A 25,345-nucleotide genomic window follows, 5' to 3' on the forward strand; every position below is an offset into this window, starting at 1 on the left:
AAGATGTATTGCTGCATCAAATGCAAAGATAGGTCATAATTGATGCATGAATGTTATTAATTGGATTGGTTATGCATCAAATTGAATTTAAAGATCTGGTGATTTTTATCCGTATCGCAGAGACGGGAAACTTCCACGACGCCGCAGAATTAACGCATTTGTCGCAACCTGCACTGAGTCGTCGTATGCAAAAATTGGAAGCAATTTTGGGAGCGCCTTTGTTTGAACGTACTACGAGAAAAACTTGGTTGACCTCGGTAGGGCGAGAATTTTTACCCAAAGCCAGGCGTATGTTGGAAGAGTTTGAACTGTCTGTTCTGGGCATAAAGGATATGGCTTCGCAGCAAAAAGGTAAAGTGACGATTGCGTGTATTCCGACAGCGGCATTCTATTTTTTGCCCAGCGTTATCCATGTTTTTAATGAAAGGTACCCAGGCATTCGTATTCAAATTCTTGATGAAAGTGCCAATCATGGTCTGGAGTCTGTAATTCGTGGAGATGCAGATTTTGGTATTAATATGGCCATTGCACAGCACCCAGAAGTGACTTTTACCCCCTTGCTGGATGACCCATTTGTGGTGTGTTTACGAACTGACCATCCACTTTGTGAGCTGGAAGAAGTCTCTTGGACAGATATTGAACCTTATAAACTCATCAGTGTTGGGCGTGCCAGTGGTAACCGTATTTTGTTAGACAAATCCTTAGCCAGAGATCAGGTGCAACTGAACAGTTTTTATGAAGTCCAACACTTGTCCACGTCTCTGGGTTTGGTGGAAATGGGGTTGGGAATCTCCATTGTGCCAAAATTGGCGATGCCACTCAGTACTGCTTCGGTACTGACTTCTCGTCCTCTAAAAGGACAACAAATTGATCGCTCTATTGGCTTGGTAAAGCGCAGTTCAACCTCTTTGTCACCAGCGGCTGACTTGTTTATTAATATCTTGTTAGAGCATTGGTCAAAAGTCTAATTAGTTTTTTTCTTAAAGATGAGTGCCTTTAAGCTGGATTCTTCGTCTATGTCAGGAAACTCGGGTGGGTTTTGTAAGCGCTGCTGAAATTCAATGTCAGTGGCGTTTTCATGCATGGCGTTAATAACAAATTGGCAATCGATACTTGGATCGTTTGCGCAGGCTAATACCTGTCCTGAGGGCGTTATCAAGTCCGGTAAACGTCGTAGAATTTTCTGGTAGTCCTTAGTTAAGGCAAAGCTGCCTTTTTGGAAGCTAGGTGGATCGATAATAATCAAATCATAGGGACCATATTTGTTGATTTTTCCCCAGGATTTGAGAATGTCATGGGCGAAAAATTTGACCTTTGTCATGTCTTGTTGGTTGAGTTTATGGTTGTCACGTCCTCGATTCAGTGCAGCCTTGGCCATGTCGAAATTGATAACGGATTTTGCACCACCAGACAGCGCTGCCACAGAGAAACCGCAGGTGTAAGAGAACAAATTGAGAACGCTTTTATCTTGACTGTTTTCTTTTACCCAACGACGACCATACCGCATGTCGAGAAACAGGCCGGTATTCTGATTTCGCCCTAATGACATTTGAAAAGCAAGGTCATTTTCATAGGCCACGGGATTAGGATCCAGTTTCCCCCAAATTAACTCAGTGGGATTTCTGTCTTGATATCTGTATTGAATCAATATGCTCTTCACCGAATAGTCCTGCCATTCCGTGCGATGAGGCCAATTTAATAAGGTTTTAAGAAGTTGGTCTTGTTGGTCATTTGGTAGTGTTTTATACAAACTAACCAAAATGTGTCCAGCAACATAATCTACTGTTATTTGCTCTAAACCTGAGAAACATCTACCACGACCATGGAAGAGTCTGTGTAATTGGTTTGGGAGTTGAGGAGATTTTTGAGAAAATTGTTTGAATACTTGATCCGTGAGGACACTAAAAGGCGGGGAAGTCATATCTAGATTACTGCTAAAAAAGCAATATCTTACTGATTGTTGGCTCATTTGTCAGAAATTATTGTTCGGCAAATGGCAATCGGGCTCATATCATGAGGCAAAACTGAAAGGCGCAAACCGAGAGCATATCTCGGTTTGCACTAATATATTAACTTCTGTGCCAACGCCATGCATCGATTAACAGAAAGAAGAGTAAGCTGACACCCATTACAGGCATACTCAAGCCAAGTGCAATGGCAATCAGCAAAGTAACAATTTTTTGCAGACCGTTGAGTTTAGCCCAGGCTTCCAAAAGTGGTTTGGAGGTTGAACCAGGGTTTGGGCGACGCAACCACCACATTTTGTATCCCCAAATAATCATTATACAAAGAGATGCACCAAATAGGGTGAGTAGGATTTGGTTTGTAAGCCCAAACAAAACCCCCATGTGTCCATCAATGCCCCAGCGAATTAATTTGGCTACTAAAGGGAAGTTATCGAATTCTGCTTTGCTGGTAACTTCTAGACTGTTTGGATCCACTGCGACACTGTCGACTTGCGTTGGCCAAGAACGATCAATTTCACGAACAAACCAAGCTTTATTGCCAGTGCGATCGGGCTTTATTTCAATTTTATTGGCGTCAAGTCCCGCATCACGAGCGGCCTGTAATACGCCATCAAACAAGGTATCCGTGTTAACTGTTTGCTTTGCTATCTTGGTTGATTCATTTGTCTGCGTACCATGATGAGCATGATTAGTGTGCTCGTCTTGTGATGCCACTGCTTGATTCGCCAAACTCAGGTCGACAGAAGGCGTGACCCAGCCAAGGTTTGCTCTTAATGTACCTATATTACTTCCCGCCCATTTAGACCAAGTAAGCCCGGTAATGGAAACGAAAATCAGTCCGACAAAAATCCATAATCCCAGTTGGTAATGACGACGACGCTTACGCAAATGCTCTGTTTTACTAGCGACTTCGACGTTATTTTTTTTGCCACCTTTGTACCATAAAAATAAGCCACCAAGGGCCGCAATCCATAGCCAAGAGGCTGCCAGTTCACTGTAATAGCGACCAATCTCACCAAGCAGTAACTGACGATGGAAAAAGTCGATGGTAGTGCGGATTGGTAAAACACCACTGGTACCATAAACCGGTAAATTACCAGTAATGTTCAGGGTGACGGGATCCACAAAGAGGGCTCTAGCGCCTGTTAAATTAGCGGTTGAATCTAAAAACATAACTCGAGTGGTGTCTCCCACTTCCGGCGCTGGGCGCACGGCAAATAGGGTGAGATCTTCTGATAAAGAAGAGCGTGCAGCGGCAATTTGTCGACTGAGTGGTTGATAATCTCCTCGACTGTCAGTGGTTAAAATTTCTTTGTATACCGCTTGTTCAATTTGTGGCGTCAAAATGTAAAGGGTACCGGTGAATGCCGCGATGAAGATAAAAGGGCCGACAAAGACGCCAATATAAAAATGCAGACGTGTTATCAGTTGTAACAAAGCATTATTGTTGCTAGAGGCCTTGTTAGTATTCGATTGACTGGACATAAAATCTCTCTTGCTTGGGCACACTTTATTTAGGCAAAAGCGTACCTCTGAATTCATATTCATTAAGTTGAAATACACAGAGAAGGGGGGGCATAAATTTTCACACTTTCCCTAACGTGTATTTAGGTAATGTATGGGATCAGTGAGAGACTACTGGAGGAGCTCTGGGTTTCAGTGGAGTGAAAATGGCGAGGTATTTACGCACTAAAACTGCGTAGAAGACGCTCGGATAAGGTTCAAAATCCAAAGGAATAATGTCGAAGGTTTTGACATCCAACCAGCTAAGATGAAACAACAAGGAACAATAGCCACAAGCCTCAAGCACATTGATGCTGCCATTGTTATGTCCATGATGATGGTGACCTAAGTGATTGTGATGAGTAGACTGAGTTGAAGATGGCGTTTTCATCATGTTCGACTTGGAATGACTGACATGATTGTGATGATCTGAAAACTTAGTTGTCTTTGCTGTATCTGCTAAGTCGGAAGTAAATGCAATGTGGTGCTGGTGGTGCTGGTGGTGCGCAGAGCTTGGTTTGGTTTCCCTTTGCTCTACCATCACAATATTGACATGCTTGTTCTGAATAAGCTCAATCAGTTGGGAATACAAAGGGCCGAAATAGATTAGAAACACGCAAAATAAAGCCAGTAACACACCTAACAGCGTGTTGGTTTTATTGATAGAAAAACTGGCTTTAATGGTCACAGTCCGCATGTTTTTTTAATTACTGCAAAGGTGATCTGCTAAGCAGCTTGAATGTCGCGAGCGTGTTCTTCTGCTGAAGAAACAATACATTCTCCAGCCATATTAGGCGCTGCACCAATGGAATACTTATCTTGAGTCATGCCAGGCAGCCATTTTTCCTTCCAATCCTTTGCTGTAATCTCTATTCCCTTAAAGTCAGGATAGTCTTTTTCACCCCAATGTAGGGCCATGGCTTGGTTAGGCCACACAGGAAGTACTTGCTCGGTATTAAGAGGAATGATTAAACAGCCTTGTTCGTCCGCTAATGCCCAAATAGAAAGTCCTTGCCGGACTCTTTGAACCATTTTGCTGTAACGCTCGTTACTGGTTAAGCGGAAAAAAGCATCGTCGAATGGTGTGTCTGACATGAAATACAACCTGAAATAGAAATTTTCAGGGGATCATATCACAGAGTTTTTGAGTTCATAAAATTTTCGCCTTCCATGGCGGTCAGTTTAATTATCAAACAGAATATCGAGTTGCTGTAGATGTTGTTTCTTGATGGCGGTTTCCATCCAGCTGCCCTCAATACCGTTGCGGGCCAACTGATAAAGTTCTTGTTTATTGATTTGTGTACGCTCAATGAGTGCTTGGTAGTTATCATTCATATAACCACCAAAATAAGCTGGATCGTCTGAATTAACGGTGGCTTTAAGCCCTAATTTTAACATGGTACGGATTGGGTGATCGACCATGTCATTGACCACACAAAGCTTGAGATTAGATAAGGGACAAACAGTCAGAGTAAGCTGCTGTCTGGCGATTTCAGCTACTAAATCATCGTCCTCAAGAGCACGATTGCCATGATCTATGCGTTGAACCTTAATCAAATCCAGTGCTTGCCAGACATATTCTGGAGGTCCTTCTTCGCCAGCGTGAGCGGTAATTTTTAACCCCAAATCACGACATACAGAAAAAACCTTAGCGAATTTTTCTGGTGGGTGCCCAACTTCAGAGCTGTCTAAACCGACTCCGTCAATCCAGTCGAGAAAAGGTTTGGCTGCTTCTAAGGTTTCAAATGCACTTTCTTCGCTTAGGTGACGTAGAAAAGACATGATAAGCTGATAGGTCATGCCCCATTTTTGTTTTGCGTCTTCCAATGCTTGGCGAATACCTTTGATTTGAACATCAAAGGGAACGCCCCGTTCAGTATGGCCTTGTGGATCAAAAAAGATTTCTACGTGTACCACATTCTCACTGTGTACTTTTTGCAAATAGGCCATAGTAAGATCGTAAAAATCCGCTTCTTTAATAAGTACTGACATGCCTTGATAATAAAGATCGAGGAAATCTTGTAGATTGGTGAATTGATAGGCGGCTTTTAGTTCTTCAACCGTGGCGTATTTGAGAGTTACTTGATTGCGTTGGGCAATGCTAAACATCTGCTCTGGTTCAAAGGTACCTTCAATATGTAAGTGAAGTTCGGTTTTCGGCATGGCTTTCGAAAGTGCTATTAAAGAAGCTGTGTTTGTCATGTGATTACCTTTAAAGCAGATAGGTTTAAATGTATTTTAAAAATGTATCTAGACACTATAGGGAAAATACATTGAAAACGACAGAGTAAAAAAAGAGGGGGAATATACAGCCAGCTTAGCTGGCTGTATATATGTTTTAGCGAGGGATTTCGTCCGTAATACCTTCAACGTACCAATTAACTTGAGCAAGTTCTTCGTCAGTTAGTGAGTGACCCGCAGGAACAACGATGTTGCCTTTGTTATCCTTGATAGGGCCTGTGAAAGGTTTTAGCTCACCCGATTTGATTGCAGCGTAAGTCTCTTTGATCTTAGCTTGTACATCGGCAGGTAAGTTAGGGTTAATGGATTCGATCGTTAGCATGTCTTCTTTGAAGCCACCCCAAAAATCTTTTGGTTCCCAAGTATTGTTCATCACGGCTTCTGCCACGCTCACGTAGTAAGGTGTCCAGTTATCTCGTACTGAGAACATGTGCGCTTCTTTAGCAAACTTGCTCATGTTAGATGCTTGACCGATCGCTTTCATACCACGTTTTTCTGCAGCGATAAGCGGCGCAGGGCTGTCAGTGTGTTGCACAATAATGTCAGCACCTTGGTCCATCAAAGCATTTGCTGCATCAGTTTCTTTACCTGGATCGTACCAAGAGTTAACCCATACAATTTTGATTTTTACGTCTGGATTAACTTTTTTTGCTGACATGTAAACAGTGTTAATATCACGGATTACTTCAGGAATAGGGAAGGATGCAATGTAACCAATGGTATTGGTTTTGGTCATCATACCGGCAGCAACACCAGAGACATAGCGACCTTCATAAGTACGTAAAACATAGGTACCAACATTGCGTGAACGTTTGTAGCCTGTGGCATGTTCAAAGGTGACTTTTGGGAAACGCTTAGCAACTTTGACAGTTGGGTTCATAAAACCAAAAGAAGTGGTAAAGATGAGATCATTACCCGCTTTCGCCAATTGTGTAATAACACGTTCAGCGTCAGCACCTTCTGGCACGTTTTCCACATAAGTGGTTTCTACTTTATCACCAAAGTGCTTTTCAAGGCCGATACGACCTAAATCGTGCTCATAACTCCAGCCCAAATCACCGACAGGACCCACATAAACAAAACCAACTTTTAGTGGATCATCAGCTTGTACTGCACTGGCGCCTGCCAGAAGTCCCAAGCATAGTAGTAAAGATTTCATTTTCATTTTTTGCTCCTATTGTGTGCCCATTGGGCTTATTGCACTTTAAAATATTGATATGAGTCAGTTAGGAAAGTTACGACCAATCCATTTGCTGAAGCTGATGGACTGTTTGTGCGGTACTTTCCCTAGGCCATGTTCCTTGGATCAAAAGGTTTCCCTAATGACCTTGGCGCTAGTAATTTTTCCTTAAATTGATCTGCACTGATGATGACCATCACTATGACGGTGGCCACATAGGGCAGCATAGCCAGTAAATTTGGAGAAATAGACCAGCCAAAACCTTGTAAGACTAGATGCATAATACTGGCCAAACCGAACAGGTATGCACCTAGCATAATTCGACCGATACGCCATGATGCAAACACCACTAAGGCTAATGCGATCCAACCTCGTCCTGCGGTCATGTTTTCTACCCACATAGGGGTGTAAACCAATGACATGTAGGCACCAGAAATACCTGCCATGGCACCACCAAACATGATGGCCAAATAACGTACCTGCAGTACTTTGATGCCAATAGCATTGGCGGCATTAGGGTTCTCGCCAACGGCTTTTAAGGTCAAACCAAGGCGGGTTTTATTGACCACTATGTAGAGTACAAAAGTCATTACGAAAGACAAATAAACAAGAATGTCGTGCTTAAAGAAAATATCACCGATGAATGGAATGTTGGACAATACAGGCAAAGCAATTGGAGCGAAGCCAGGAAGGGTTTGACCGACCACACTCGAGCCAATAAAAGCGCTCAGACCAGTACCGAAGATGGTTAAGGCTAAACCTGTTGCGACTTGATTGGCTCCTAATTGTAATACTAAGACGGCAAAGATAAGACTCATAAAGGCGCCCATGATAACGGCGCCTAATACACCCAGTCCCATACTGCCAGTTGAGTACGCGGCTATGAAACCGACCACGGCCCCCATTAGCATCATGCCTTCTTGTCCTAAATTTAAAATGCCGGATTTTTCACAAATGACTTCCCCTAATGCAATGAAGAGTAAAGGGGTGCCCGTTTTGATGGCGGCGAACAAAATTTGTGTTAATAAATCTGCGTCCACAGTGTGCTCCTAGTTCGTCGCTTGTTGACTGAAAATTAAACGATTGTTGATGAAAAAATCACAGGCTAACAAGAAGAAAAGTAAGACCCCTTGAAACATGCTGACAACGGCGACAGGAATGCCCAGTTCTATTTGAGCCAAATCGCCGCCCATATACAAAATTGCCATGAAAATAGCAGCCAAGATGGCACCAATCGGATGTAGGCGACCTAAGTAGGCGACAATGATGGCGGAATAGCCGTATCCTGGAGAAACATTTGGTACCAGCTGACCAATTGGCCCAGTGGTTTCTCCTACACCCGCGAGTCCTGCCAGTGCACCAGCAAATAGCATAACAAACCAACTAAGCTTCTTACTGTTAAACCCTGCATATCTGGCGGCAGGTTCGTCTGCTCCTAATACACGGATTTGAAAACCAAGGTGAGTTTTGCTCAAAATAAACCAACCAATGATTCCTGCAATAACCGCAAACACTATACCTAAATGAATACGGCTGAATTCAAATAACGTGGGTAGCAAGGTGGCATCAGCAAACATAGCGGATTCAGGAAAGCCAAAACCTTGCGGATCACGCAATGGACCATGTACCGCCCAAATTAACAAATACAGGGCAATGTAGTTAAACATTATGGTGGTAAGAATTAGGTTAGAGTTAAAACGTAGCTTTAAAAAGGTTGGAATTGCAGACCACAACATGCCAGACACTATGCCTGCAATTAAGGTTAAAGGCAGAGCGAAAATGGAGTCAGAGTCGATCAAATAGAGGGCCATGGCAGAGCCACCTAAGGCACCTGCAAGTAATTGTCCTTCAGCACCAATATTCCACATGTTAGCGCGATAACAGATTGCCAAGCCAACAGCGCAGAGTAATAAAGGGCCCATTTTGACAAACATTTCGCCAATGTTATAACTGTCAGAAAGTGGTGCTATCAATAAAACATGCAATGCTTGTAAAGGATCTTTTCCAATTGCAGAGAACAGCACGCTGCCAAAAATGAGGGTTAACAAGATAGCGATTAAAGGTGAAGCGAACTTCATAACCGAGCTGGGCTCAGTACGAGCTTGGATACGTATCATAATGACGCCTCTTGTTGTGCTGAGTATTGCGAATCAATAAAAGTACCGGCCATCCATTGTCCGATCTGATCAATGTTGGTGTCTTGTGTTTTGATCTGAGGGGACAAGTGACCATCACAAATGGCGGCCATACGATCAGCAAGCAAGAAGAGTTCATCAATGTCTTCAGAAATCAAAAGAATCGCAGCACCTTGATCACGTAAGTCTAACAAGGCTTGGTGAATGGCTAATGCCGCTCCTACATCCACCCCCCAAGTTGGATGGGCACAGATGAGTACTTTAGGGTTCTGGCCTATTTCTCGACCCATAATAAATTTTTGTAAGTTACCACCGCTTAAGCTTTTTGCTTCTGAAAATTCACCATGACATTTGACGTTAAACTTATTGATCAACTCACTGGCATAGCGTTTTATCTCTGGCCATTGTACTAGACCTTTTTTTATAAAGCCTGAACTGTGCGTTAGCAGTGTATTTTCAGCTAAACTCATGTCAGGAACAGCTCCGCGCCCCAAACGTTCTTCAGGCACATAAGCCATACCAAGCTTGCGACGCTCGCCAGCATGCAAATTGCCAATAGTGGAATTGTTTAGAATCAATTGGTTTTCAACGGAACGATTGTCCTCGCCACTGATAATTGCCATTAATTCATCTTGGCCATTGCCTGCAACTCCTGCAATACCAAGAATTTCACCCGCCTTTAACTCAAATGAAATATTTTTTAAGCTGGTGCCAAATGGGTGCTTGGCTGTTAAGTTTAGATCCTGAGCACTAAAAATGGTCTGTTGGCCTTCGCGCTTGGTGTATTGAGTGTCTTGCTCAGCTAAATCGCCAACCATCATCTTGGCAATAGATGCTGGTGTCTCATCACTTGGTACACAGGTGTCCACTACTTTACCACCACGTAAGATGGTTGCTTGGTGGCAAATTTCAGTGACTTCATGCAATTTATGACTAATAAATAAAATACTACAACCTTCTTTGGATAGGGTTCTGAGCACTTCGAATAAGCCAGATACCTCCTGTGGCGTCAAAACGGATGTAGGTTCATCAAGAATCAATAATTTTACCGACTGAACAAGGCAGCGCATAATTTCAACACGTTGTCGCTCGCCAATGGAAAGGGCGTGGACGTATTTGTTTGGGTCGACATTAAGGCCGTATTCGATGGACAGTTGCTGTATCTTAGCCGGTAAGTTATCAATGCTTTCTAATTGTTTTTTGCTCAAGCAAAGCTCGATATTTTGGCTAACAGTAAGAGTTTCAAACAGCGAAAAATGTTGAAATACCATGCCTATGCCAAGATCTCTGGCAACAGATGGGGATTTAATACTGACTTCTTTACCATCCCAAAGGATACTGCCCTTATCAGGTGCGACGACGCCATAAATGGTTTTTACTAGTGTACTTTTACCTGCACCGTTTTCACCTAACAAGGCGTGAATTTCACCGGGCATCAAGTTCATTGTGATACTGTCATTTGCTAAGCAGCCGGGGTATTGCTTAGTAATGTCGAGTAGTTCTAAGCGCGAAACAGAATGTTGAGTGTTCAATGTATAGGCACCGTTTTTGAGCGTTATTAATCGGTTAAGCGAATTGCCTTCAATTGCGCACTAATGATGCCATAAATAATAATTGCACCAAAATGGGAATGAAGGTGTGCTTAAAGTGTGCGTTAAATGCGTTTATATCTTAGTTTTTTGACCGATTAGTTAGTTTTTGTTGCTTTGTAGGCGTATGTATATCAATATTCATGCCAAATGATACGAGTGCAAAAAGTGTCAATATTAGAATGGAAAAGTTGCCAGAGAGGAAAAAACGCGTTAAATGTGAGCAGTAGGAAATCCTATTAGCATTCGGTAGAATGCACTTAATTGATTGTTTGTTAAAGCCGTCAGCTTTGTGAATATCATGATTTATGTTTGTTTTAGATTGGGAATCTCGTGTTTTCTTCGATTAAAAAAACCACACAAAAGCTAATAAACCTCGGCTTTCAAGACGATCATGCTAATGATGTTAACCAAAAGCATGTGGTTAATTTTTCATACTTGGTGTTTTGCTTTGGCTGTTTTTTGCTGATGGCAATGTCACTGATCCCCTTTATCCCTATTGTGTTTTTTGTTTCTTTTATTTGTATTTGTTTGGCTTTTATTGGTCTTAGATGTAATTATTTAGGGCACTATGCCCGTGCTCAATTACTGATGCCAATACTGAAAATGGCTCAGGTTACGCTTCTCACACTCTTCTATTTTGGCTCTGAAAGCGGTTTTCATTTTTTACTCCTTCATGTCATTGCGTATTCTTTTATCGTGTTTAGAGCAGACCAAGGATTCACTAAGGGGATCATTGTTGGTGTCAGTAGCTTGCTTTTCTTGATGTGTGCATTTTTAAGCTTGAAAGGCGTGTACTTAACTGAGTCTAAACAGAACTTATTATTGGTGTCGGTTTTTTTCTTTATTGCCATCTATTTTTCAGTGGTTATTAATTTGGTTATGAGCCGTCTTAAATCTGCCAATCAGTATTTACGCGTTTTGGCGGAAAAAGATGAGCTAACAGGATTATCCAATCGTCGCAAGGTGTTAGCAGATGCTGTGAATATTTTTGCAGACTCTGTGATCAATCGAGAATCTTGTGTGTTCGCTATTGTAGATTTGGATCACTTTAAAAAGATCAACGATACCTATGGCCATGAAGCAGGGGATTTTGTGCTGACTAAAGTGGCTGGAAAAATGCAATCTGTCATTCGTCCAATTGATAAAGTGGGACGTTACGGCGGCGAAGAATTTATCATCCTTATGCCAAAAACAAGACTGCCTCAGGCAGAATTGGTAATGGAGCATTTGCGTCAGACTATTGCCAGTTTAGTAATAGAAACGGATAAAGGTATCATTATTCCCGTAACGATCAGTATTGGCTTGGCACCTATTTCACCTGAGGTGACTCGTTATGAAGAAATTTTGGCTGCCGCTGATAAAGGTTTGTATGCCGCCAAACGTAATGGACGGAATCGTGTGGCTGTTTCTCCTGATTTCCAAGATGGAAATTAAAATTCATAAGAATTTTCTATTGACATATAAGTTGTCCACTTTCTCTGTGGATAAGCTTGTTGGCTAAATACCAAATTACCCCTGTAGACTGAACGAGGTCTTTCTTGGTCACAATATTATATCGCTGCAAAGACTATTGGGTGCTCGAGAAACCGGCCGGTATGAGCTTCCATTCTGAGTCCGATGACATAGGGGTGATGGCTTACTTGCAGAATGCCTATCCAGAGTATACTTTTTACCCGGTTCATCGATTGGATAAAATGACCTCTGGCTTGCTTTTGGTGGCTTGCCATAAAGCCGCAGCAAAATTATTTGGCGAACTTTTCGAACAGCATCAAATAGAGAAGCGTTATTTAGCATTATCCAATCGTAAACCTAATAAGAAACAGGGCACGATAAGCGGTGGAATGCAGGTCAGTCGACGAGGGCAGTGGAAGCTGACTCAGTCGACAGACAATTTTGCCCAGACGCAGTTTTTTTCCAGCTACATAGAATCGCACAGAGTTTTTTGGTTACGCCCTTTGACAGGCAAGACACACCAAATTCGTGTGGCGCTGAAAAGCTTAGGGTCCCCCATTTTAGGTGATAAAAGGTACGCTGGTGAATCATCAGATCGAGGTTATTTGCATGCCACTGTGCTGGCATTCGAGTGGCAAGGTGAGCTGGTGTGTTATCGGTCTTGGCCAAATCAAGGCGAACATTTTAGCGCCTCTCTATTGGCGCAAGTTGATCAATGTTTTGACGAAGTGGGTCTGTATTGGCCTAAATCTAAATTTCAATTAAAACTCGGTGAATTGTCTTTTACCGAGAGGGAAAGTGAATGAAAAATATAATTGCCTATTGTCGTGCGGGCTTTGAAAAAGATTGTGCTGCTGAATTGACCGATCTTGCCGCCAGCAAAGGTTTCTATGGTTACACTAAGTTGGAACCAAATTCAGGTTACGTGTTGGTGTGTTTTGAAGCAGCAGATGCGGCGGAAAAAGTGATTCAGCAATTGTCTTTTAATCAGGTTATTTTTGCTCGCCAATTAATTGCTTGTAATCAAGTAGTGAGCCTTGAGCAAGGTGGACGCGTTGAGTCTTTATTAGAGGCAGCGAGAGAATTGCCGTTGGCAGAAGATATTTGTCTGGAAACAGCGGATACGAATGAAGCAAAGTCATTATCAGGTTTAATTAAAAAGTTAGATAAGCCTTTACGTGAAGGTTGGAAAAAATCTGGAGTATTGCGAAAAAAAGCCGTTGGTGTGCGTCATCATGTTTTCATGCTAGATGGCCAAACGGCTTATTTAGGTGTGTCTTATCAAGCTTGTCGTAGTGAGTTTGCTATGGGCATTCGCCGTTTGCGTTTTCCTGCTGCTGGGCCAAGTCGTTCGACATTAAAGTTAGAAGAGGCATTTTTGCAATTTGTACCGCCTCAGCGTCTAGAGCAAGACTTGACTGAAGGTATGACAGCCGTTGATTTGGGGGCCGCCCCCGGCGGTTGGACATATCAATTTGTAAAGCGTGGTATCCATGTGATTTCGGTAGACAATGGTCCTATGCAAAAAGAGTTAATGGCGACAGGGTTGGTGCAACATGAAAAAGCTGATGGCTTTAAATTCGAGCCGCCACAAACAGTAGATTGGTTGGTTTGTGATATGGTTGAGAGACCGGTAAAAGTAGCTGAGCTAATGGCAAACTGGTTGGTTAAAGGTTTTACTCGTCGTGCTATCTTTAATCTGAAGCTACCGATGAAAAAACGCTATCAAGAAGTGACTTTGTGTTTGGATAATATTCAGCAGTTGATGAAAAAAGCGCGCCTGCCTTTTGAGCTGCAAGTTAAGCACCTTTACCATGACAGGGAAGAGGTAACTGTCTGTATCATGGTGAAATAGCTGTTTTATATAATTTAATAAAGCGAGCGCCAAGTGGCGTTCGCTTTTTTGTTGTTTAGGTTTTTACTAAATGGATTCGTTTGGTTTGAAGGCGATATAGCCCATTGCCTGTTCCATTAGTGGATCCCGTGAATAAACATCGTTACGGAATTCAGGCATGCCATTGGCGTTAGGGACAACGGTAAAGTACACCAAATACACGGGAATGTAGTTGGGTAGTGAAATGACACTGTTAGAAGCATTTTTAAGTGTGTTTTGCATGTCGCTGAAGGCCTTAGAGCCTTTGGTAATTTGTTCAGCAAATTCGTATGGCTTTTCCAATCTCACGCAACCTGAACTAAAGGCTCTATCAGGTTCACGAAACAATTGTTTGGCGGGGGTGTCATGTAGATAAATTTCGTTTTTGTTAGGAAACATAAATTTAAACTGGCCCAACGCGTTGCCTTCGTCTGGTTCTTGTTCAAAACGATAAGCCAGTTTGTCTGGGGTGATTTTGTCCCAATCAATACTGGTCGAATCCAGTTCTTCCGCGCCAATGCCCCAATTAGAAAAAAGCTTGTAACCATGTTTAACCAAATAATTTGGATCGGCCTGTAATTTAGGCAGTAAATTCTCACGGGCAATGCGATGCGGTACACGCCAAGTTGGGTTCGTTACCATATAGGTCATCAAGCCCTTGAATACAGGGGTTTTTCGTTCAGCTTTCCCTATTACTATTTTCATGGAAGTTAATTCGCCGTTTAGGTGCATGTCCACGGTATAGTTTGTGAGATCCACCCAAATGCGATTTGCCTCCAGTTCACTTGGTAGCCAACGCCATCGTTCTAAATTATAGGCCAATTGCTTGGCGCGGGTTGCTAGAGGAACATTAAGCATTTCAATTGTTTTTGAACCGGCTGAGCCGTCAGCAACTAGGTGATGGCGTCGCTGAAAATTTCGTAGTGCTTTTCGCAGACGTGAATCAAATCTGTCTTCTTGAACTTTGCGTGTTGAAAAGCGTATGTCACCAAGTTGTACTAATCTCGCTCTGAGTTGGGCAACACGCGGGCCTTCGTCTCCCAGTGAAAGCGGATCGCCAGAATCGACAAAAATGTCTTTTTCTTTGGCGGCTAAATCTTGGTAATACACAAGCCATTTCTGCAGTATTTGGTATTGAGGGTTACGTGGTGCCATAAGGGGTAAAGAATTGACCATGTTAGACGCTGAGTCTAGGTACAAAAGGTCTTTCCAGTTGTTATTGGGAGCGTCTAGCTGCCAATTGGGATCAATTAATTGTGGTTCATAGCGACCATTACTTAGGTCATGAGCATAACTGGTAAGAGCGATGGTTGCGATGACATCCATTTCAGCCAGTTGCTGAGAGTCTGGTTTTTTCAAGGCAAGATAGCTTTTAATGATGTCGGTATGATAGTGAATCGGATTTAAACCGTGGGTGTATGATTCTTGCAAAATGTCTACTAACTTATAGATGGACATGTCTATCGTTTTGTTCTTAATCCAGATGGGCTCGTAGCCTCGCGCTTTATAGGCAGCAAGCACTGTGTTATTAGGGAGGGCTTGGCCAGCTACTGGAGTGAATGCATTCAGTGTAAGAGAGACTTGTTCTTTTACACTGCTTGCGATTTGTGCCTCACTTGGCGGCTCTACGACGAACTGATTTTTATTATTGGGTAACGAACAAGCGGTCAGTAATAAACCTAGGCAGAAAACAGCAATAAACTGCTTAAGGGGTTTCATATGGATTTCCTTGACGGTGAACTCTGAGAAAATGTAGTTTCATTTTCAATAATCGAAATAATTTCCAGTGCTTCATCTCTTGAAGCGCCGCAAATGTCTTTATCTGGCATAAATTCTGCGCAAACTTTCGGTCTGGCTGGATCATTAAAAATGGCGCAGCGATAATCCTCCATCAATTGGATACATGGCTCTCCGGCGGCTTTGCCATTGGGCATACCTGGAATGGCTGAACTGATAGAAGGGGCGGTGCAGCAAGCGCCACAGCCAGACCTACATTGCATGTTTAACACCTTGTATTGTAACTGGATATGTAAATAAAAGTGACGTATTTACAAAATATCACTCTGTATTAATATTTTAGAGTATCGTATTGTTGGGTCATAGTGGATAATCAAAAAAATAAGGTGAATTTTGATCCTCACTGGAGATGAGAAATAAATGATAAACGACGAATTAAAGGTTTTGGTAGTTGAGGACAGTCCAGTTGTGCTCAAAGTACTGAATCATTTGTTGTCACAGAACCCGAAATTCGTACCCGTTTTATGTGCTTGTTATGAAGAAGCAAAAGCCAAAATAGAAAACGCCAGTATGACCTTTTTTGCGGCAATAGTGGATCTCCACTTACCCGATGCAGAAAATGGTGAAATTGTAGACTTGGTATTGTCTCATCAAATTCCTTGTGTGGTTCTGACAGGTAACTTCGATGATTATCAACGTCTGAATTTATTAAATAAAGGTGTTCTGGACTATATCACTAAAGACAGTCGTTATTCTTTTAATCACGTTATTAAGGTGATTGATCGACTGCGTAAAAACCAGGATGTTAAAGTGCTGGTTGCTGAAGATTCTTCAACTAGCCGTTTATTTATTAAAATTTTACTTGAGCAATATCGTTTTAAGGTGGTTGAGGCAGAAGATGGACGGGAAGCTTTGGCCAAATTAGAAGAAGATCACAGTATTCGTATGTTGATTACGGATTACAATATGCCGCATATAAATGGTTATGATCTCGTGCGTATGTTGCGCCATAATACGCGTTTTCAGGATTTGGTAATTATAGGTCTATCGTCAGAAGGAGATTCCTCATTATCCGCTAAATTCATTAAAGCGGGCGCCAATGATTTCTTGAAAAAACCTTTCTATCATGAAGAGTTTAACTGTCGAGTGGTACACAACCTAGAATCTCAAGAGATGTTGGAAACCATTCGTGAGTTGGCGAATATTGATTCTTTGACCAGGCTTAAAAATCGTCGCTATTTATTTGATGATGGTGAGAAAATGTTTCGTAAAGCTATGCCGAATGCTTCTTTTGCCATGTTGGATTTAGATCATTTTAAGAAAGTTAATGATACTTATGGTCATGTTGTTGGTGATGCTTTATTGCAGGCGATCGGTCAAGAAGTGCTTGCGCATTTTCCAAATTTATTGGCATGTCGTTTTGGTGGTGAAGAGTTTTGCGTTGCGGCAGATGAGTCTGTTGAAAGTTTGATGCCTAAGTTAGAAGCTTTTATGGATAGCATTCGTGTTAAGGAGTTCACCGAAGCAAAAATCCACGTGACTTTTAGCATTGGTGTGTGTGGCGGAGAATTTAGTTCTTTAGATGATGCGATACGAATAGCGGATGACAATTTATACCGTGCGAAGCGACTAGGTCGAGACCGAATTGTCACGGATTGAATGGTCACCATTTCTATAATCGCCTTGAAGCTACTAAAATGCCGCTCCAAACAATAAAATGCCGCTCTAAAAAAATAGAGCGGCATTTTTTATGCTTAAGGTGATACGTTATCCTTTCAGCATTCTTGCTAAAATTGGGTTAACAATGCCTGGGTTCGCTTTACCTTGTGATGCTTTCATGACCTGACCAACAAAGAAACCGATCATTTTCTTTTGTTTGTCACTGTCCGCAGCACGGTATTGTTCTACCTGAGCAGGATTAGCATCCAAAATTGTTTGGATCATGCTTTCGATAGCGCCAGTATCAGTAACCTGTTTTAGCCCTTTTGCTTCAATGATGTCGTCTGCTGAGCCTTCTCCTTGCCACATGGCTTGGAAAACGTCTTTTGCTGTTTTGCCATTGATGGTGTTGTCTTTGATGCGAACTAAAAGCTCACCGAATGCTTGTGCAGAAACTGGCGACTGACTAATTTCCAACTGTTCTTGGTTGAGCATCTTGCTAAGTTCACCCATTACCCAGTTTGCAGCTAACTTGGCATCTTTCACCTGAGTATTGGCTTGTTCAAAGAAATCGGCCATGGGGCGAGATGAAGATAAAACGTTAGCGTCATACTCGCTTAACTTATATTCAGACTGAAAACGTTCTGCTTTTTGGCTTGGAAGCTCGGGCAGATTTTGTTTTATATCCTCTACATATTCTTGCGTCAGCACGACAGGTAGAAGGTCTGGGCAAGGAAAGTAGCGGTAGTCGTTAGCGTCTTCTTTAGAGCGCATACTGCGTGTTTCGTTTTTCTCAGGGTCGTATAAGCGTGTTTCCTGAACGATTTTGCCGCCGTCTTCAAGAATATCAGCCTGACGTTCAATCTCGGTATAAATGGCTTTTTCGATGAAACGGAATGAGTTTACATTCTTGATTTCAGTGCGTGTACCGAACTCTTGCTGGCCCTTTGGTCGCAGTGAAAGGTTGATATCACAACGCATTGAACCTTCGGCCATGTTGCCATCACAAATGCCTAAATATGTCACAATAGAGTGGATCATCTTGACGTAAGCAACCGCTTCTTTAGCAGAACGAATGTCGGGTTCAGACACAATTTCTAATAAAGGTGTACTGGAGCGGTTTAAATCGATGCCAGACATGCCGTGGAAGTCTTCATGTAGGGATTTACCTGCGTCTTCTTCTAAGTGGGCGCGGGTAATGCCAATACGTGATGTGGTGCCGTCATCAAGGGTTACATCAAGGTAGCCTTTACCGACGATAGGGTGATCCATTTGGCTAGTTTGGTAGCCTTTAGGCAGGTCAGGATAGAAATAATTTTTACGCGCAAAAACCGATGTCATGCCAATTTCAGCATTAATGGCATGACCAAACATGACCGCCATACGTAAGGCTTCTTTGTTAAACACTGGCAGGGCACCAGGCATACCAAGGTCGACTAGGGTGGTTTGTGTGTTTGGTTCTGCACCAAAACCAACAGCGGCACCAGAGAAAAGTTTTGAGTTGGTCGACAGTTGGGTGTGAATCTCAAGACCAATAACGACTTCCCAATTCATACTTATGCTCCTTTGGCCATAGTTGGTGTTTGAAGGTGCCAATCTGTGTTTTGTTGGAACTGATGAGCGACATTGAGTAGTTTGGCTTCCGCAAAGTAGTCTCCCATGATTTGTAAGCCCACGGGCATATTTTGCACAAAACCAGCAGGAACAGACATAGCAGGAATACCAGCAAGATTCACTGACAAGGTATAGATATCTTCTAGGTACATAGCCACAGGGTCGTTGGTTTTACTGCCAAGGTCAAATGCCGTAGTTGGTGCAACTGGTCCCATGATCACATCTACTTCTTGAAGGGCATTAGTGAAGTCTTGTTTGATCAGACGGCGAATCTTTTGGGCTTTCAGATAGTAAGCATCGTAATAGCCTTCCGATAGGGCGTAAGTACCAACCATAATACGTTTTTGAACTTCCTGACCAAAGCCTTCTGCACGAGAGCGCATGTACATATCAAGCAAGTCTTTTGGCTCCTCGCAGCGGTGGCCAAAACGTACGCCATCGTAACGAGATAGATTAGAAGATGCCTCAGATGGGGCGATGACATAATACGATGGAATGCTAAGGTTTAAGTTTGGTAAAGAAATGTCTTTGACTTCAGCACCAAGAGCTTCGAATTCTTTCACCGCATTCATGATGACATTAGCAACGTCTGAATCCAGGCCATCACCAAAATATTCTTTTGGAAGACCGATTTTTAAGCCTGTCAAAGGAGTATTGAGATTGCTTAGGTAGTTGTCATTTGCTGTTTCAGAAGAAGTGGAATCTTTATCATCAAATCCGGCCATGGCTTGCATTAGTTGGGCACAATCTTCGGCACTTTTGGCCATAGGACCACCTTGATCCAAGCTGGATGCATAAGCTATCATGCCAAAACGAGATACACGCCCATAGGTTGGTTTCAAACCTGTAATGCCACAGAAAGAAGCGGGTTGACGAATAGAGCCTCCAGTATCTGTACCAGTGGCGGCTACGGCAAGGCCTGCGGCTACGGCTGCAGCGGAACCGCCAGAAGAACCACCAGGTACTTTATCTAGGTTCCAAGGGTTTTTCACTGGACCATAATGGCTGTTCTCGTTGGAAGATCCCATGGCAAACTCGTCCATGTTGGTTTTTCCTAACATGACGCTGCCTGCTTGTTGTAAACGGCTAGTAACCGTAGATTCGTAAGGCGGCACAAAATTGTGCAGCATTTTCGATCCACAAGTGGTCAAGGTGCCTTGTGTGCAAAATAAGTCCTTGTGAGCAATCGGAATACCCGTAAGCGCATTGGTATTACCTTGTTGGATTAATTGGTCTGCCTTTGCTGCTTGTTTGAGAGCCAGCTCTTCACTCACTGTGATGTAACTGTTTAATTGTGGGTCAAGCTTAGCAATTCGTTCCAAAAAGTAACGAGTCAACTCGATACTGGAGATGTCTTTGTTGCGCAGTTGAGCAGCTAAGGCCGTAATGCTTTGATCTAACATACTTGTCTCTCTTAATCGATTACTTTTGGAACAAGGAAAAGGCCAGCTTCTGTTTGTGGCGCATTGGCTAAGAAGTCATCACGGCGATTGTCTTCTGTTACTAGGTCTTCACGTAGACGTTGTGTCATTTCAAGAGGATTAGACAAGGGTTCGATGCCATCCGTGTCGACGGATTGCATTTGTTCAACTAAAGAAAGGACACTGGAAAGCGAGTGTTGATATTGTTCGGCATCTGCCTCAGTTAAGGCAAGGCGAGCCAAGTGTGCAATTTTTTGCACGTCTTGTTTGTCTATGGACATGTTCCACCTGATTCTGTCGATTGTCATAAAATAGACGGGATTGTATCCTGTCGTAAAGGGTCTATAAAGCTAACTCAGTGAAAAACCGGGTAATATTTTAAAATCTTATGATAAAGGGGCGTTTTTTATTGTTTCGTCAGAAGTTTTTGAATATTTATTTGGAATTGCTTGCCCAATGGGCGAGCGATTGTTACATTTTGTTGCTGTTCGTATCGTATTTATCAGGGTGTAATAATTCATGTTTAAGAAAATCAGGGGAATGTTTTCAAGCGATTTGTCGATTGACCTAGGAACGGCAAATACCCTTATTTACGTCCGTGACCGCGGAATTGTGCTGGATGAGCCTTCTGTGGTTGCTATTCGTCATAATGGAAATCAGAAAACAGTTGCATCGGTAGGTGTTGATGCGAAACGTATGCTTGGTCGAACTCCAGGTAATATTACCGCTATTCGACCAATGAAAGATGGTGTTATTGCTGATTTTCATGTTACTGAAAAAATGCTTCAGCATTTTATTTCCAAAGTTCATGAGAACAGCTTGTTAAAGCCAAGTCCTCGTGTTCTTGTCTGTGTGCCATGTAAATCGACACAAGTTGAGCGTCGTGCTATTAAAGAATCTGCCTTAGGTGCAGGGGCTCGCGAGGTTTATATTATCGAAGAGCCTATGGCGGCAGCCATAGGGGCTGGCCTACCGGTCGCGGAAGCGTCTGGTTCTATGGTAATTGATATTGGTGGTGGTACAACAGAAATCGCCATTATCTCCCTAAACGGTATTGTTACGTCAGAGTCTATCCGTGTTGGTGGCGACCGTTTTGATGAGGCGATTACAACTTATGTACGTCGTCAATATGGTAGCTTAATCGGTGATGCCACGGCTGAGCGCATTAAGAAAGAAGTCGGAATGGCATTCCCTTCAGGCGAAGAATTGACCATAGATGTCCGTGGCCGTAATTTGGCGGAAGGTATTCCTCGTTCTTTCGTATTAAGTAGCAAAGAAGTTTTAGAAGCGCTTCAAGAGCCATTGGCGCAAATTGTACAAGCGGTTAAAGGGGTTCTTGAGCAATCTCCGCCAGAATTAGCAGCCGATATTGGCGAAACGGGTTTGGTGTTAACAGGTGGTGGTGCTTTGTTACGCGAATTGGATCGACTCATCAGTGAAGAAACTGGTTTGCCTGTGATCATCGCTGACGATCCATTAACTTGCGTTGCTCGCGGAGGCGGCATGGCAATGGAATTGATGGACAAGCATGCTTCTGAACTTTTTACTGCTGATAACGAGTAAAAGCTAGGAGCTTCACATTAATAACTCGCTTCTCTTTGGCGGTAAAATTTCAAGTGCAAAATTTGTGGTGCTTGTGATTTTATCGCTTGCTATGATCATAGCGGATGTTCGATATGCTTTGTTTTCACAGGTTAGGCCATACTTGAGTCTGATTGTGACGCCGATTCAAGAAGTTGTGAACATGCCTAAAAAAATCTTTTACTGGGCAGGTGAGCACTTAGAGAGTCGCGAAGGCTTAGTAAAAGAAAATCAGGAACTATTAGCTGAAATTCTTGTGTTGCGGAGTAAGCAGCAAAGACTAGAGTCTTTGCAAGCCGAAAATGTTCGCTTGCGTGAACTCCTGGATGCCTCACAGCGGGTAGACGAAAAAATTGTCATGGCAGAAGTAATTGGTTTTGATCAGAACGCTTACAGCCATAGGATCATGATTGATAAAGGCTTTTCTTCAGGTGCCTATGTAGGTCAGCCAGTATTAGATGCGACTGGCGTGCTTGGACAGGTCATTGAAACTGCAGCTTACAGTAGCAGAGTGTTATTGATAGCGGATGCCAGTCATTTTGTTCCTGTGCAATTGGCTAGAACGGGATTTCGCGGCATTCTAAAAGGAACTGGCGACTTAAAACGTATGGAGCTTTTAAGTGTGCCTAGATCCATTGACATCAAAAAAGGCGACGTTTTGACCACATCGGGTTTAGATAAGCGCTTTCCTCGAGGTTATCCTGTTGGTGTTGTCAAGAGTGTGCGTTTACCTGCGGGACAGTCTTATGCTGATGTGGATGTGGTGCCTCTAGCGCAATTGGGTCGAAGTCGCCATGTTATGTTGATTGAGAAGTCTGGGGTTAGTCGTCAATGAAGCCGTTTGTCGTATTTTGTATCACCTTATTGACGGCCTTGATGCTCGAGGCAATTCCTTTTCCTGGAGAGTTTATTTGGTTTCGGCCTGAATGGGCTTTGTTGGTAATTTTATATTGGGTTATTGCCTTGCCATTTCGTGTGGGAGTTGGCTTAGCGTGGTTTTTAGGTTTAATGGTGGACCTATTGCAAGGTGGCATCATAGGTCAGCATTCATTAACTTATGTCATCATTTCTTTTACGTGCGCTTTGTTTTATCAGCGTTTAAGAATGTATCATCGTTGGCAACAAGGTGTGTTTGTTGCTGTTTTGGTTAGTGTGAATCAATTGGTAGATTTTTGGATTGATCACTATCTAGGCTACGCCGAACCAACATTATTAATATTTATGCCTGCTGTTGTAACGGGTCTACTATGGCCTTGGTCTTTTATTATTTTACGCAGTGTACGGCGAATTTACGCAATTAGATAATTCATTTAAGGTAATCTCTATGCTTGTACTGGCCTCAGCCTCGCCGAGAAGAAAAGAGCTGTTAAGTCTCTTAGTTAAAGAGTTTGAGGTGCTGCCAGCGGACATTGATGAAACACCATTGCTACAAGAAAATCCACAAGATTATGTTATCCGTATGGCTCAGCAAAAGGCTGTGGCTTGTGCTGATATGCTGGCCAGCAAGTCTAGTAATATTGCCAATGTCATTATTGCATCAGACACCAGTGTGGTCGTAGACGATCAAATTCTTGGTAAACCGGACTCTTTAAATGATGCTAAACGTATGTTGCGTTTGTTGTCTGGTCGTGTTCATCAAGTCGTAACATCCTTGTGTGTCTTCAATCCTAAAAATCAGCATCAAGTATTATCTTCGGTTAATACACAGGTAACCTTTCGTAGTATTTCTGATTTGGAAATGGAGTATTATTGGCGAACTGGTGAGCCACAAGATAAAGCCGGTGCCTATGCCATTCAAGGACACGGAGCTGTATTTGTTGAGTCCATACAGGGATCTTATTCTGCGGTAGTGGGGTTGCCATTATACGAATGTGCGCAAATACTGTCACAATTTGGTATTCATTCATTAGAGGAGATGTCTCATGAGTGAAGACGTACTCATTAATGTCACTCCGATGGAAATCCGCGTTGCCTTAGTTGAAAATGGGGTATTACAGGAAGTTTATATTGAACGCTCCAGTCGTAAAGGCATAGTTGGCAATATTTATCAGGGTAAGGTTGTGCGAGTTTTACCTGGTATGCAAGCCGCCTTTGTTGATATTGGACTAGAACGAGCCGCTTTCATTCATGTGTCTGAAGTAGCGGATCGCGATGTGGTAAATCCCAGTGATCAAATTGGTGATTATTTACGGGAAGGCCAATCATTAGTGGTTCAAGTGACGAAAGACCCTATTAGCAGTAAGGGCGCGAGACTTACCACACATTTGTCCATTCCTTCTCGTTATCTGGTTTATATGCCGGATCAGTCTCATGTTGGGGTGAGTCAACGAATTGAGGACGAAGAAGAACGTGACCGTTTAAAACAGCTGGTTTCTGAGGCTTTGACCGATGCCGATGAAAACAGTGGTTATATCTTGCGTACTGCTGCAGAACGTGCAGGTGAAGAAGAGATTCTTGCTGATATCAAATTTTTAACCCGTTTATGGCAATCTGTTAAACGTCGCATGCAAAATGCCAAAGCCCCATCCGTCATATACGAAGATTTGCCTTTGCATTTAAGAACCATGCGTGACTTGGTGAGTTTGACGACAGAGAAGATTCGTATCGACTCAAAAGAAAACTACGCCAAGTTGCGTTCATTTGCCGAAGACTTTATTCCCGAGCTGACTGGGCGGATTGAATATTATCCAGGGGAAAGACCCATCTTTGACTTGTATAGTGTTGAAGATGAGATTCATAAAGCGCTGGATCGCAAAGTGCAGTTAAAGTCTGGCGGTTATCTTTTGGTTGAGCAGACGGAATCAATGACCACCATTGACGTGAATACTGGGGCGTTTGTTGGCAGTCGTAATCTGGAAGAAACCATCTATAAAACTAACTTGGAAGCCGCTACGGCAATAGGCCGTCAGCTAAGGTTACGAAATTTAGGTGGCATCATTATTATTGACTTTATCGACATGGAAGATGAAGAGCACAAGCGCCAAGTATTGCGTATGTTAGAAAAAGTTTTGGATGGTGATCATGCTAAAACTAAGATAACTGGTGTCTCTGAGCTAGGATTGGTCGAAATGACTCGTAAACGAACCCGCGAGAGTTTGGGGCAAACCTTGTGCGAGCCATGTCGTGCTTGTCGAGGGAGTGGCTTAGTGAAAACTCCTGAGACAGTATGTTATGAGGTATTTCGCGAAATTCTTAGGGCGGATCGTGCCTACAATTCACAGACCTATACTGTATTGGCTTCGACGCCCGTTGTTGAGCGCTTTTTAGATGAAGAAAGTGCAGCAGTGGCGGAATTAGAGGCTTTTATTGGTAAAACCATTCGCTTTCAGGTTGACTCAGTTTATACGCAAGATCAATATGACGTTGTGCTTCGTTAATCGAATGGTTGTT

24 protein-coding genes are annotated in these 25,345 nt (G+C 42.7%); 10 read left to right on the top strand and 14 right to left on the bottom strand.

What is annotated here, in order from left to right; all coding sequences use genetic code 11:
- Positions 1-71 precede the first annotated feature (71 nt).
- A complete protein-coding gene (locus tag ABXS85_RS00725) occupies positions 72-968 on the top strand; it encodes a LysR family transcriptional regulator (protein WP_353668133.1) in 897 nt (298 codons plus the stop codon).
- On the opposite strand, the gene ABXS85_RS00730 is transcribed toward ABXS85_RS00725, so the two are convergent.
- The 9 genes from ABXS85_RS00730 to ABXS85_RS00770 all read right to left on the bottom strand — a co-directional run bounded on the left by ABXS85_RS00730 (position 965) and on the right by ABXS85_RS00770 (position 10,558).
- Complete coding sequence (locus ABXS85_RS00730; RefSeq protein ID WP_353668134.1) at positions 965-1,921, bottom strand: class I SAM-dependent methyltransferase; 957 nt, start codon at positions 1,919-1,921, stop codon at positions 965-967. The genes ABXS85_RS00725 and ABXS85_RS00730 overlap by 4 nt on opposite strands.
- 148 nt (positions 1,922-2,069) lie before the next feature.
- Positions 2,070-3,452, bottom strand: a complete 1,383-nt coding sequence (locus tag ABXS85_RS00735) for a PepSY-associated TM helix domain-containing protein (protein WP_353668135.1) — start codon at positions 3,450-3,452, stop codon at positions 2,070-2,072.
- Positions 3,453-3,591: 139 nt separating this feature from the next.
- The gene (locus tag ABXS85_RS00740) at positions 3,592-4,158 is read right to left on the bottom strand and encodes a DUF2946 domain-containing protein (RefSeq protein WP_353668136.1); all 567 of its coding nucleotides are present in this window, start codon (positions 4,156-4,158) and stop codon (positions 3,592-3,594) included.
- A gap of 38 nt (positions 4,159-4,196) precedes the next feature.
- A complete protein-coding gene (locus ABXS85_RS00745; protein WP_353668137.1) occupies positions 4,197-4,565 on the bottom strand; it encodes a DUF2750 domain-containing protein in 369 nt (122 codons plus the stop codon).
- An 87-nt stretch (positions 4,566-4,652) separates the two neighbouring features.
- The gene (locus tag ABXS85_RS00750; RefSeq protein WP_353668138.1) at positions 4,653-5,672 is read right to left on the bottom strand and encodes an adenosine deaminase; all 1,020 of its coding nucleotides are present in this window, start codon (positions 5,670-5,672) and stop codon (positions 4,653-4,655) included.
- A gap of 136 nt (positions 5,673-5,808) precedes the next feature.
- Entirely contained in the window at positions 5,809-6,876 is a 1,068-nt protein-coding gene (locus ABXS85_RS00755) for a BMP family ABC transporter substrate-binding protein (RefSeq protein WP_353668139.1), read from the bottom strand.
- Between the two features lie 122 nt (positions 6,877-6,998).
- The gene (locus ABXS85_RS00760; protein WP_353668140.1) at positions 6,999-7,931 is read right to left on the bottom strand and encodes an ABC transporter permease; all 933 of its coding nucleotides are present in this window, start codon (positions 7,929-7,931) and stop codon (positions 6,999-7,001) included.
- 9 nt (positions 7,932-7,940) lie between these two features.
- Positions 7,941-9,008 (bottom strand): ABC transporter permease, encoded by a 1,068-nt coding sequence (locus tag ABXS85_RS00765; RefSeq protein WP_353668141.1) that lies wholly within the window; start codon positions 9,006-9,008, stop codon positions 7,941-7,943.
- Positions 9,005-10,558 carry an ABC transporter ATP-binding protein gene (locus ABXS85_RS00770; RefSeq protein ID WP_353668142.1) on the bottom strand — a complete coding sequence of 518 codons (1,554 nt, stop codon included), beginning with the start codon at positions 10,556-10,558 and terminating at the stop codon, positions 9,005-9,007. The genes ABXS85_RS00765 and ABXS85_RS00770 overlap by 4 nt, the downstream gene beginning before the upstream one ends.
- 390 nt (positions 10,559-10,948) lie before the next feature.
- Here ABXS85_RS00770 and ABXS85_RS00775 point away from each other — a divergent pair, with 390 nt between their 5' ends.
- From ABXS85_RS00775 to rlmM, 3 genes are all read left to right on the top strand, one after another.
- Complete coding sequence (locus tag ABXS85_RS00775; RefSeq protein ID WP_353668143.1) at positions 10,949-12,052, top strand: GGDEF domain-containing protein; 1,104 nt, start codon at positions 10,949-10,951, stop codon at positions 12,050-12,052.
- 140 nt (positions 12,053-12,192) lie between these two features.
- Entirely contained in the window at positions 12,193-12,876 is a 684-nt protein-coding gene (locus ABXS85_RS00780; RefSeq protein WP_353668144.1) for a pseudouridine synthase, read from the top strand.
- On the top strand, positions 12,873-13,925 hold the full coding sequence (gene rlmM / locus ABXS85_RS00785; protein ID WP_353668145.1) for a 23S rRNA (cytidine(2498)-2'-O)-methyltransferase RlmM: 1,053 nt from the start codon (positions 12,873-12,875) through the stop codon (positions 13,923-13,925). The genes ABXS85_RS00780 and rlmM overlap by 4 nt, the downstream gene beginning before the upstream one ends.
- Positions 13,926-13,991: 66 nt before the next feature.
- Here the strand turns inward: rlmM and ABXS85_RS00790 are convergent, their stop codons facing one another.
- Positions 13,992-15,662 (bottom strand): L,D-transpeptidase family protein, encoded by a 1,671-nt coding sequence (locus tag ABXS85_RS00790; protein WP_353668146.1) that lies wholly within the window; start codon positions 15,660-15,662, stop codon positions 13,992-13,994.
- A complete protein-coding gene (locus ABXS85_RS00795) occupies positions 15,659-15,943 on the bottom strand; it encodes a YkgJ family cysteine cluster protein (protein ID WP_353668147.1) in 285 nt (94 codons plus the stop codon). Before ABXS85_RS00795 ends, ABXS85_RS00790 begins: the two co-directional genes overlap by 4 nt.
- 157 nt (positions 15,944-16,100) lie before the next feature.
- Between ABXS85_RS00795 and ABXS85_RS00800 the strand changes: the two genes are divergently transcribed.
- Positions 16,101-17,339 (top strand): response regulator, encoded by a 1,239-nt coding sequence (locus tag ABXS85_RS00800; protein ID WP_353668148.1) that lies wholly within the window; start codon positions 16,101-16,103, stop codon positions 17,337-17,339.
- 108 nt (positions 17,340-17,447) lie between these two features.
- Here the strand turns inward: ABXS85_RS00800 and gatB are convergent, their stop codons facing one another.
- From gatB to gatC, 3 genes are read right to left on the bottom strand one after another with little or no spacing between them, the layout of a single operon-like run.
- Positions 17,448-18,893 (bottom strand): Asp-tRNA(Asn)/Glu-tRNA(Gln) amidotransferase subunit GatB, encoded by a 1,446-nt coding sequence (gene gatB / locus ABXS85_RS00805; protein ID WP_353668149.1) that lies wholly within the window; start codon positions 18,891-18,893, stop codon positions 17,448-17,450.
- A 2-nt stretch (positions 18,894-18,895) separates the two neighbouring features.
- Positions 18,896-20,356, bottom strand: a complete 1,461-nt coding sequence (gene gatA / locus ABXS85_RS00810; RefSeq protein ID WP_353668150.1) for an Asp-tRNA(Asn)/Glu-tRNA(Gln) amidotransferase subunit GatA — start codon at positions 20,354-20,356, stop codon at positions 18,896-18,898.
- A gap of 11 nt (positions 20,357-20,367) precedes the next feature.
- On the bottom strand, positions 20,368-20,655 hold the full coding sequence (gene gatC / locus ABXS85_RS00815) for an Asp-tRNA(Asn)/Glu-tRNA(Gln) amidotransferase subunit GatC (RefSeq protein WP_353668151.1): 288 nt from the start codon (positions 20,653-20,655) through the stop codon (positions 20,368-20,370).
- A 238-nt stretch (positions 20,656-20,893) separates the two neighbouring features.
- Between gatC and ABXS85_RS00820 the strand changes: the two genes are divergently transcribed.
- The 5 genes from ABXS85_RS00820 (at position 20,894) to rng (ending at position 25,332) form a co-directional block, all read left to right on the top strand.
- The gene (locus ABXS85_RS00820) at positions 20,894-21,937 is read left to right on the top strand and encodes a rod shape-determining protein (protein ID WP_353668152.1); all 1,044 of its coding nucleotides are present in this window, start codon (positions 20,894-20,896) and stop codon (positions 21,935-21,937) included.
- Positions 21,938-22,028: 91 nt separating this feature from the next.
- Positions 22,029-22,790 carry a rod shape-determining protein MreC gene (mreC, locus tag ABXS85_RS00825; protein WP_353669794.1) on the top strand — a complete coding sequence of 254 codons (762 nt, stop codon included), beginning with the start codon at positions 22,029-22,031 and terminating at the stop codon, positions 22,788-22,790.
- Complete coding sequence (mreD, locus tag ABXS85_RS00830; protein ID WP_353668153.1) at positions 22,787-23,260, top strand: rod shape-determining protein MreD; 474 nt, start codon at positions 22,787-22,789, stop codon at positions 23,258-23,260. The genes mreC and mreD overlap by 4 nt, the downstream gene beginning before the upstream one ends.
- A gap of 19 nt (positions 23,261-23,279) precedes the next feature.
- The gene (locus ABXS85_RS00835; protein ID WP_353668154.1) at positions 23,280-23,885 is read left to right on the top strand and encodes a Maf family protein; all 606 of its coding nucleotides are present in this window, start codon (positions 23,280-23,282) and stop codon (positions 23,883-23,885) included.
- On the top strand, positions 23,878-25,332 hold the full coding sequence (gene rng, locus ABXS85_RS00840) for a ribonuclease G (protein WP_353668155.1): 1,455 nt from the start codon (positions 23,878-23,880) through the stop codon (positions 25,330-25,332). The genes ABXS85_RS00835 and rng overlap by 8 nt, the downstream gene beginning before the upstream one ends.
- The last annotated feature ends 13 nt before the right edge of the window (positions 25,333-25,345 follow it).

The sequence above is a fragment of the Marinomonas sp. THO17 genome, from assembly GCF_040436405.1.
Classification (GTDB): domain Bacteria; phylum Pseudomonadota; class Gammaproteobacteria; order Pseudomonadales; family Marinomonadaceae; genus Marinomonas.

Coding starts and splice junctions, on each gene's coding strand:
- ABXS85_RS00765 (WP_353668141.1), bottom strand. CDS start 9,008: ATGATACGTATCCAAGCTCGTACTGAGCCCAGCTCGGTTATGAAGTTC.
- ABXS85_RS00730 (WP_353668134.1), bottom strand. CDS start 1,921: ATGACTTCCCCGCCTTTTAGTGTCCTCACGGATCAAGTATTCAAACAA.
- ABXS85_RS00725 (WP_353668133.1), top strand. CDS start 72: ATGCATCAAATTGAATTTAAAGATCTGGTGATTTTTATCCGTATCGCA.
- ABXS85_RS00835 (WP_353668154.1), top strand. CDS start 23,280: ATGCTTGTACTGGCCTCAGCCTCGCCGAGAAGAAAAGAGCTGTTAAGT.
- mreD (WP_353668153.1), top strand. CDS start 22,787: ATGAAGCCGTTTGTCGTATTTTGTATCACCTTATTGACGGCCTTGATG.
- mreC (WP_353669794.1), top strand. CDS start 22,029: ATGATCATAGCGGATGTTCGATATGCTTTGTTTTCACAGGTTAGGCCA.
- gatB (WP_353668149.1), bottom strand. CDS start 18,893: ATGAATTGGGAAGTCGTTATTGGTCTTGAGATTCACACCCAACTGTCG.
- ABXS85_RS00795 (WP_353668147.1), bottom strand. CDS start 15,943: ATGCAATGTAGGTCTGGCTGTGGCGCTTGCTGCACCGCCCCTTCTATC.
- ABXS85_RS00745 (WP_353668137.1), bottom strand. CDS start 4,565: ATGTCAGACACACCATTCGACGATGCTTTTTTCCGCTTAACCAGTAAC.
- rlmM (WP_353668145.1), top strand. CDS start 12,873: ATGAAAAATATAATTGCCTATTGTCGTGCGGGCTTTGAAAAAGATTGT.
- rng (WP_353668155.1), top strand. CDS start 23,878: ATGAGTGAAGACGTACTCATTAATGTCACTCCGATGGAAATCCGCGTT.
- ABXS85_RS00820 (WP_353668152.1), top strand. CDS start 20,894: ATGTTTAAGAAAATCAGGGGAATGTTTTCAAGCGATTTGTCGATTGAC.
- ABXS85_RS00800 (WP_353668148.1), top strand. CDS start 16,101: ATGATAAACGACGAATTAAAGGTTTTGGTAGTTGAGGACAGTCCAGTT.
- ABXS85_RS00735 (WP_353668135.1), bottom strand. CDS start 3,452: ATGTCCAGTCAATCGAATACTAACAAGGCCTCTAGCAACAATAATGCT.
- gatA (WP_353668150.1), bottom strand. CDS start 20,356: ATGTTAGATCAAAGCATTACGGCCTTAGCTGCTCAACTGCGCAACAAA.
- ABXS85_RS00750 (WP_353668138.1), bottom strand. CDS start 5,672: ATGACAAACACAGCTTCTTTAATAGCACTTTCGAAAGCCATGCCGAAA.
- gatC (WP_353668151.1), bottom strand. CDS start 20,655: ATGTCCATAGACAAACAAGACGTGCAAAAAATTGCACACTTGGCTCGC.
- ABXS85_RS00790 (WP_353668146.1), bottom strand. CDS start 15,662: ATGAAACCCCTTAAGCAGTTTATTGCTGTTTTCTGCCTAGGTTTATTA.
- ABXS85_RS00755 (WP_353668139.1), bottom strand. CDS start 6,876: ATGAAAATGAAATCTTTACTACTATGCTTGGGACTTCTGGCAGGCGCC.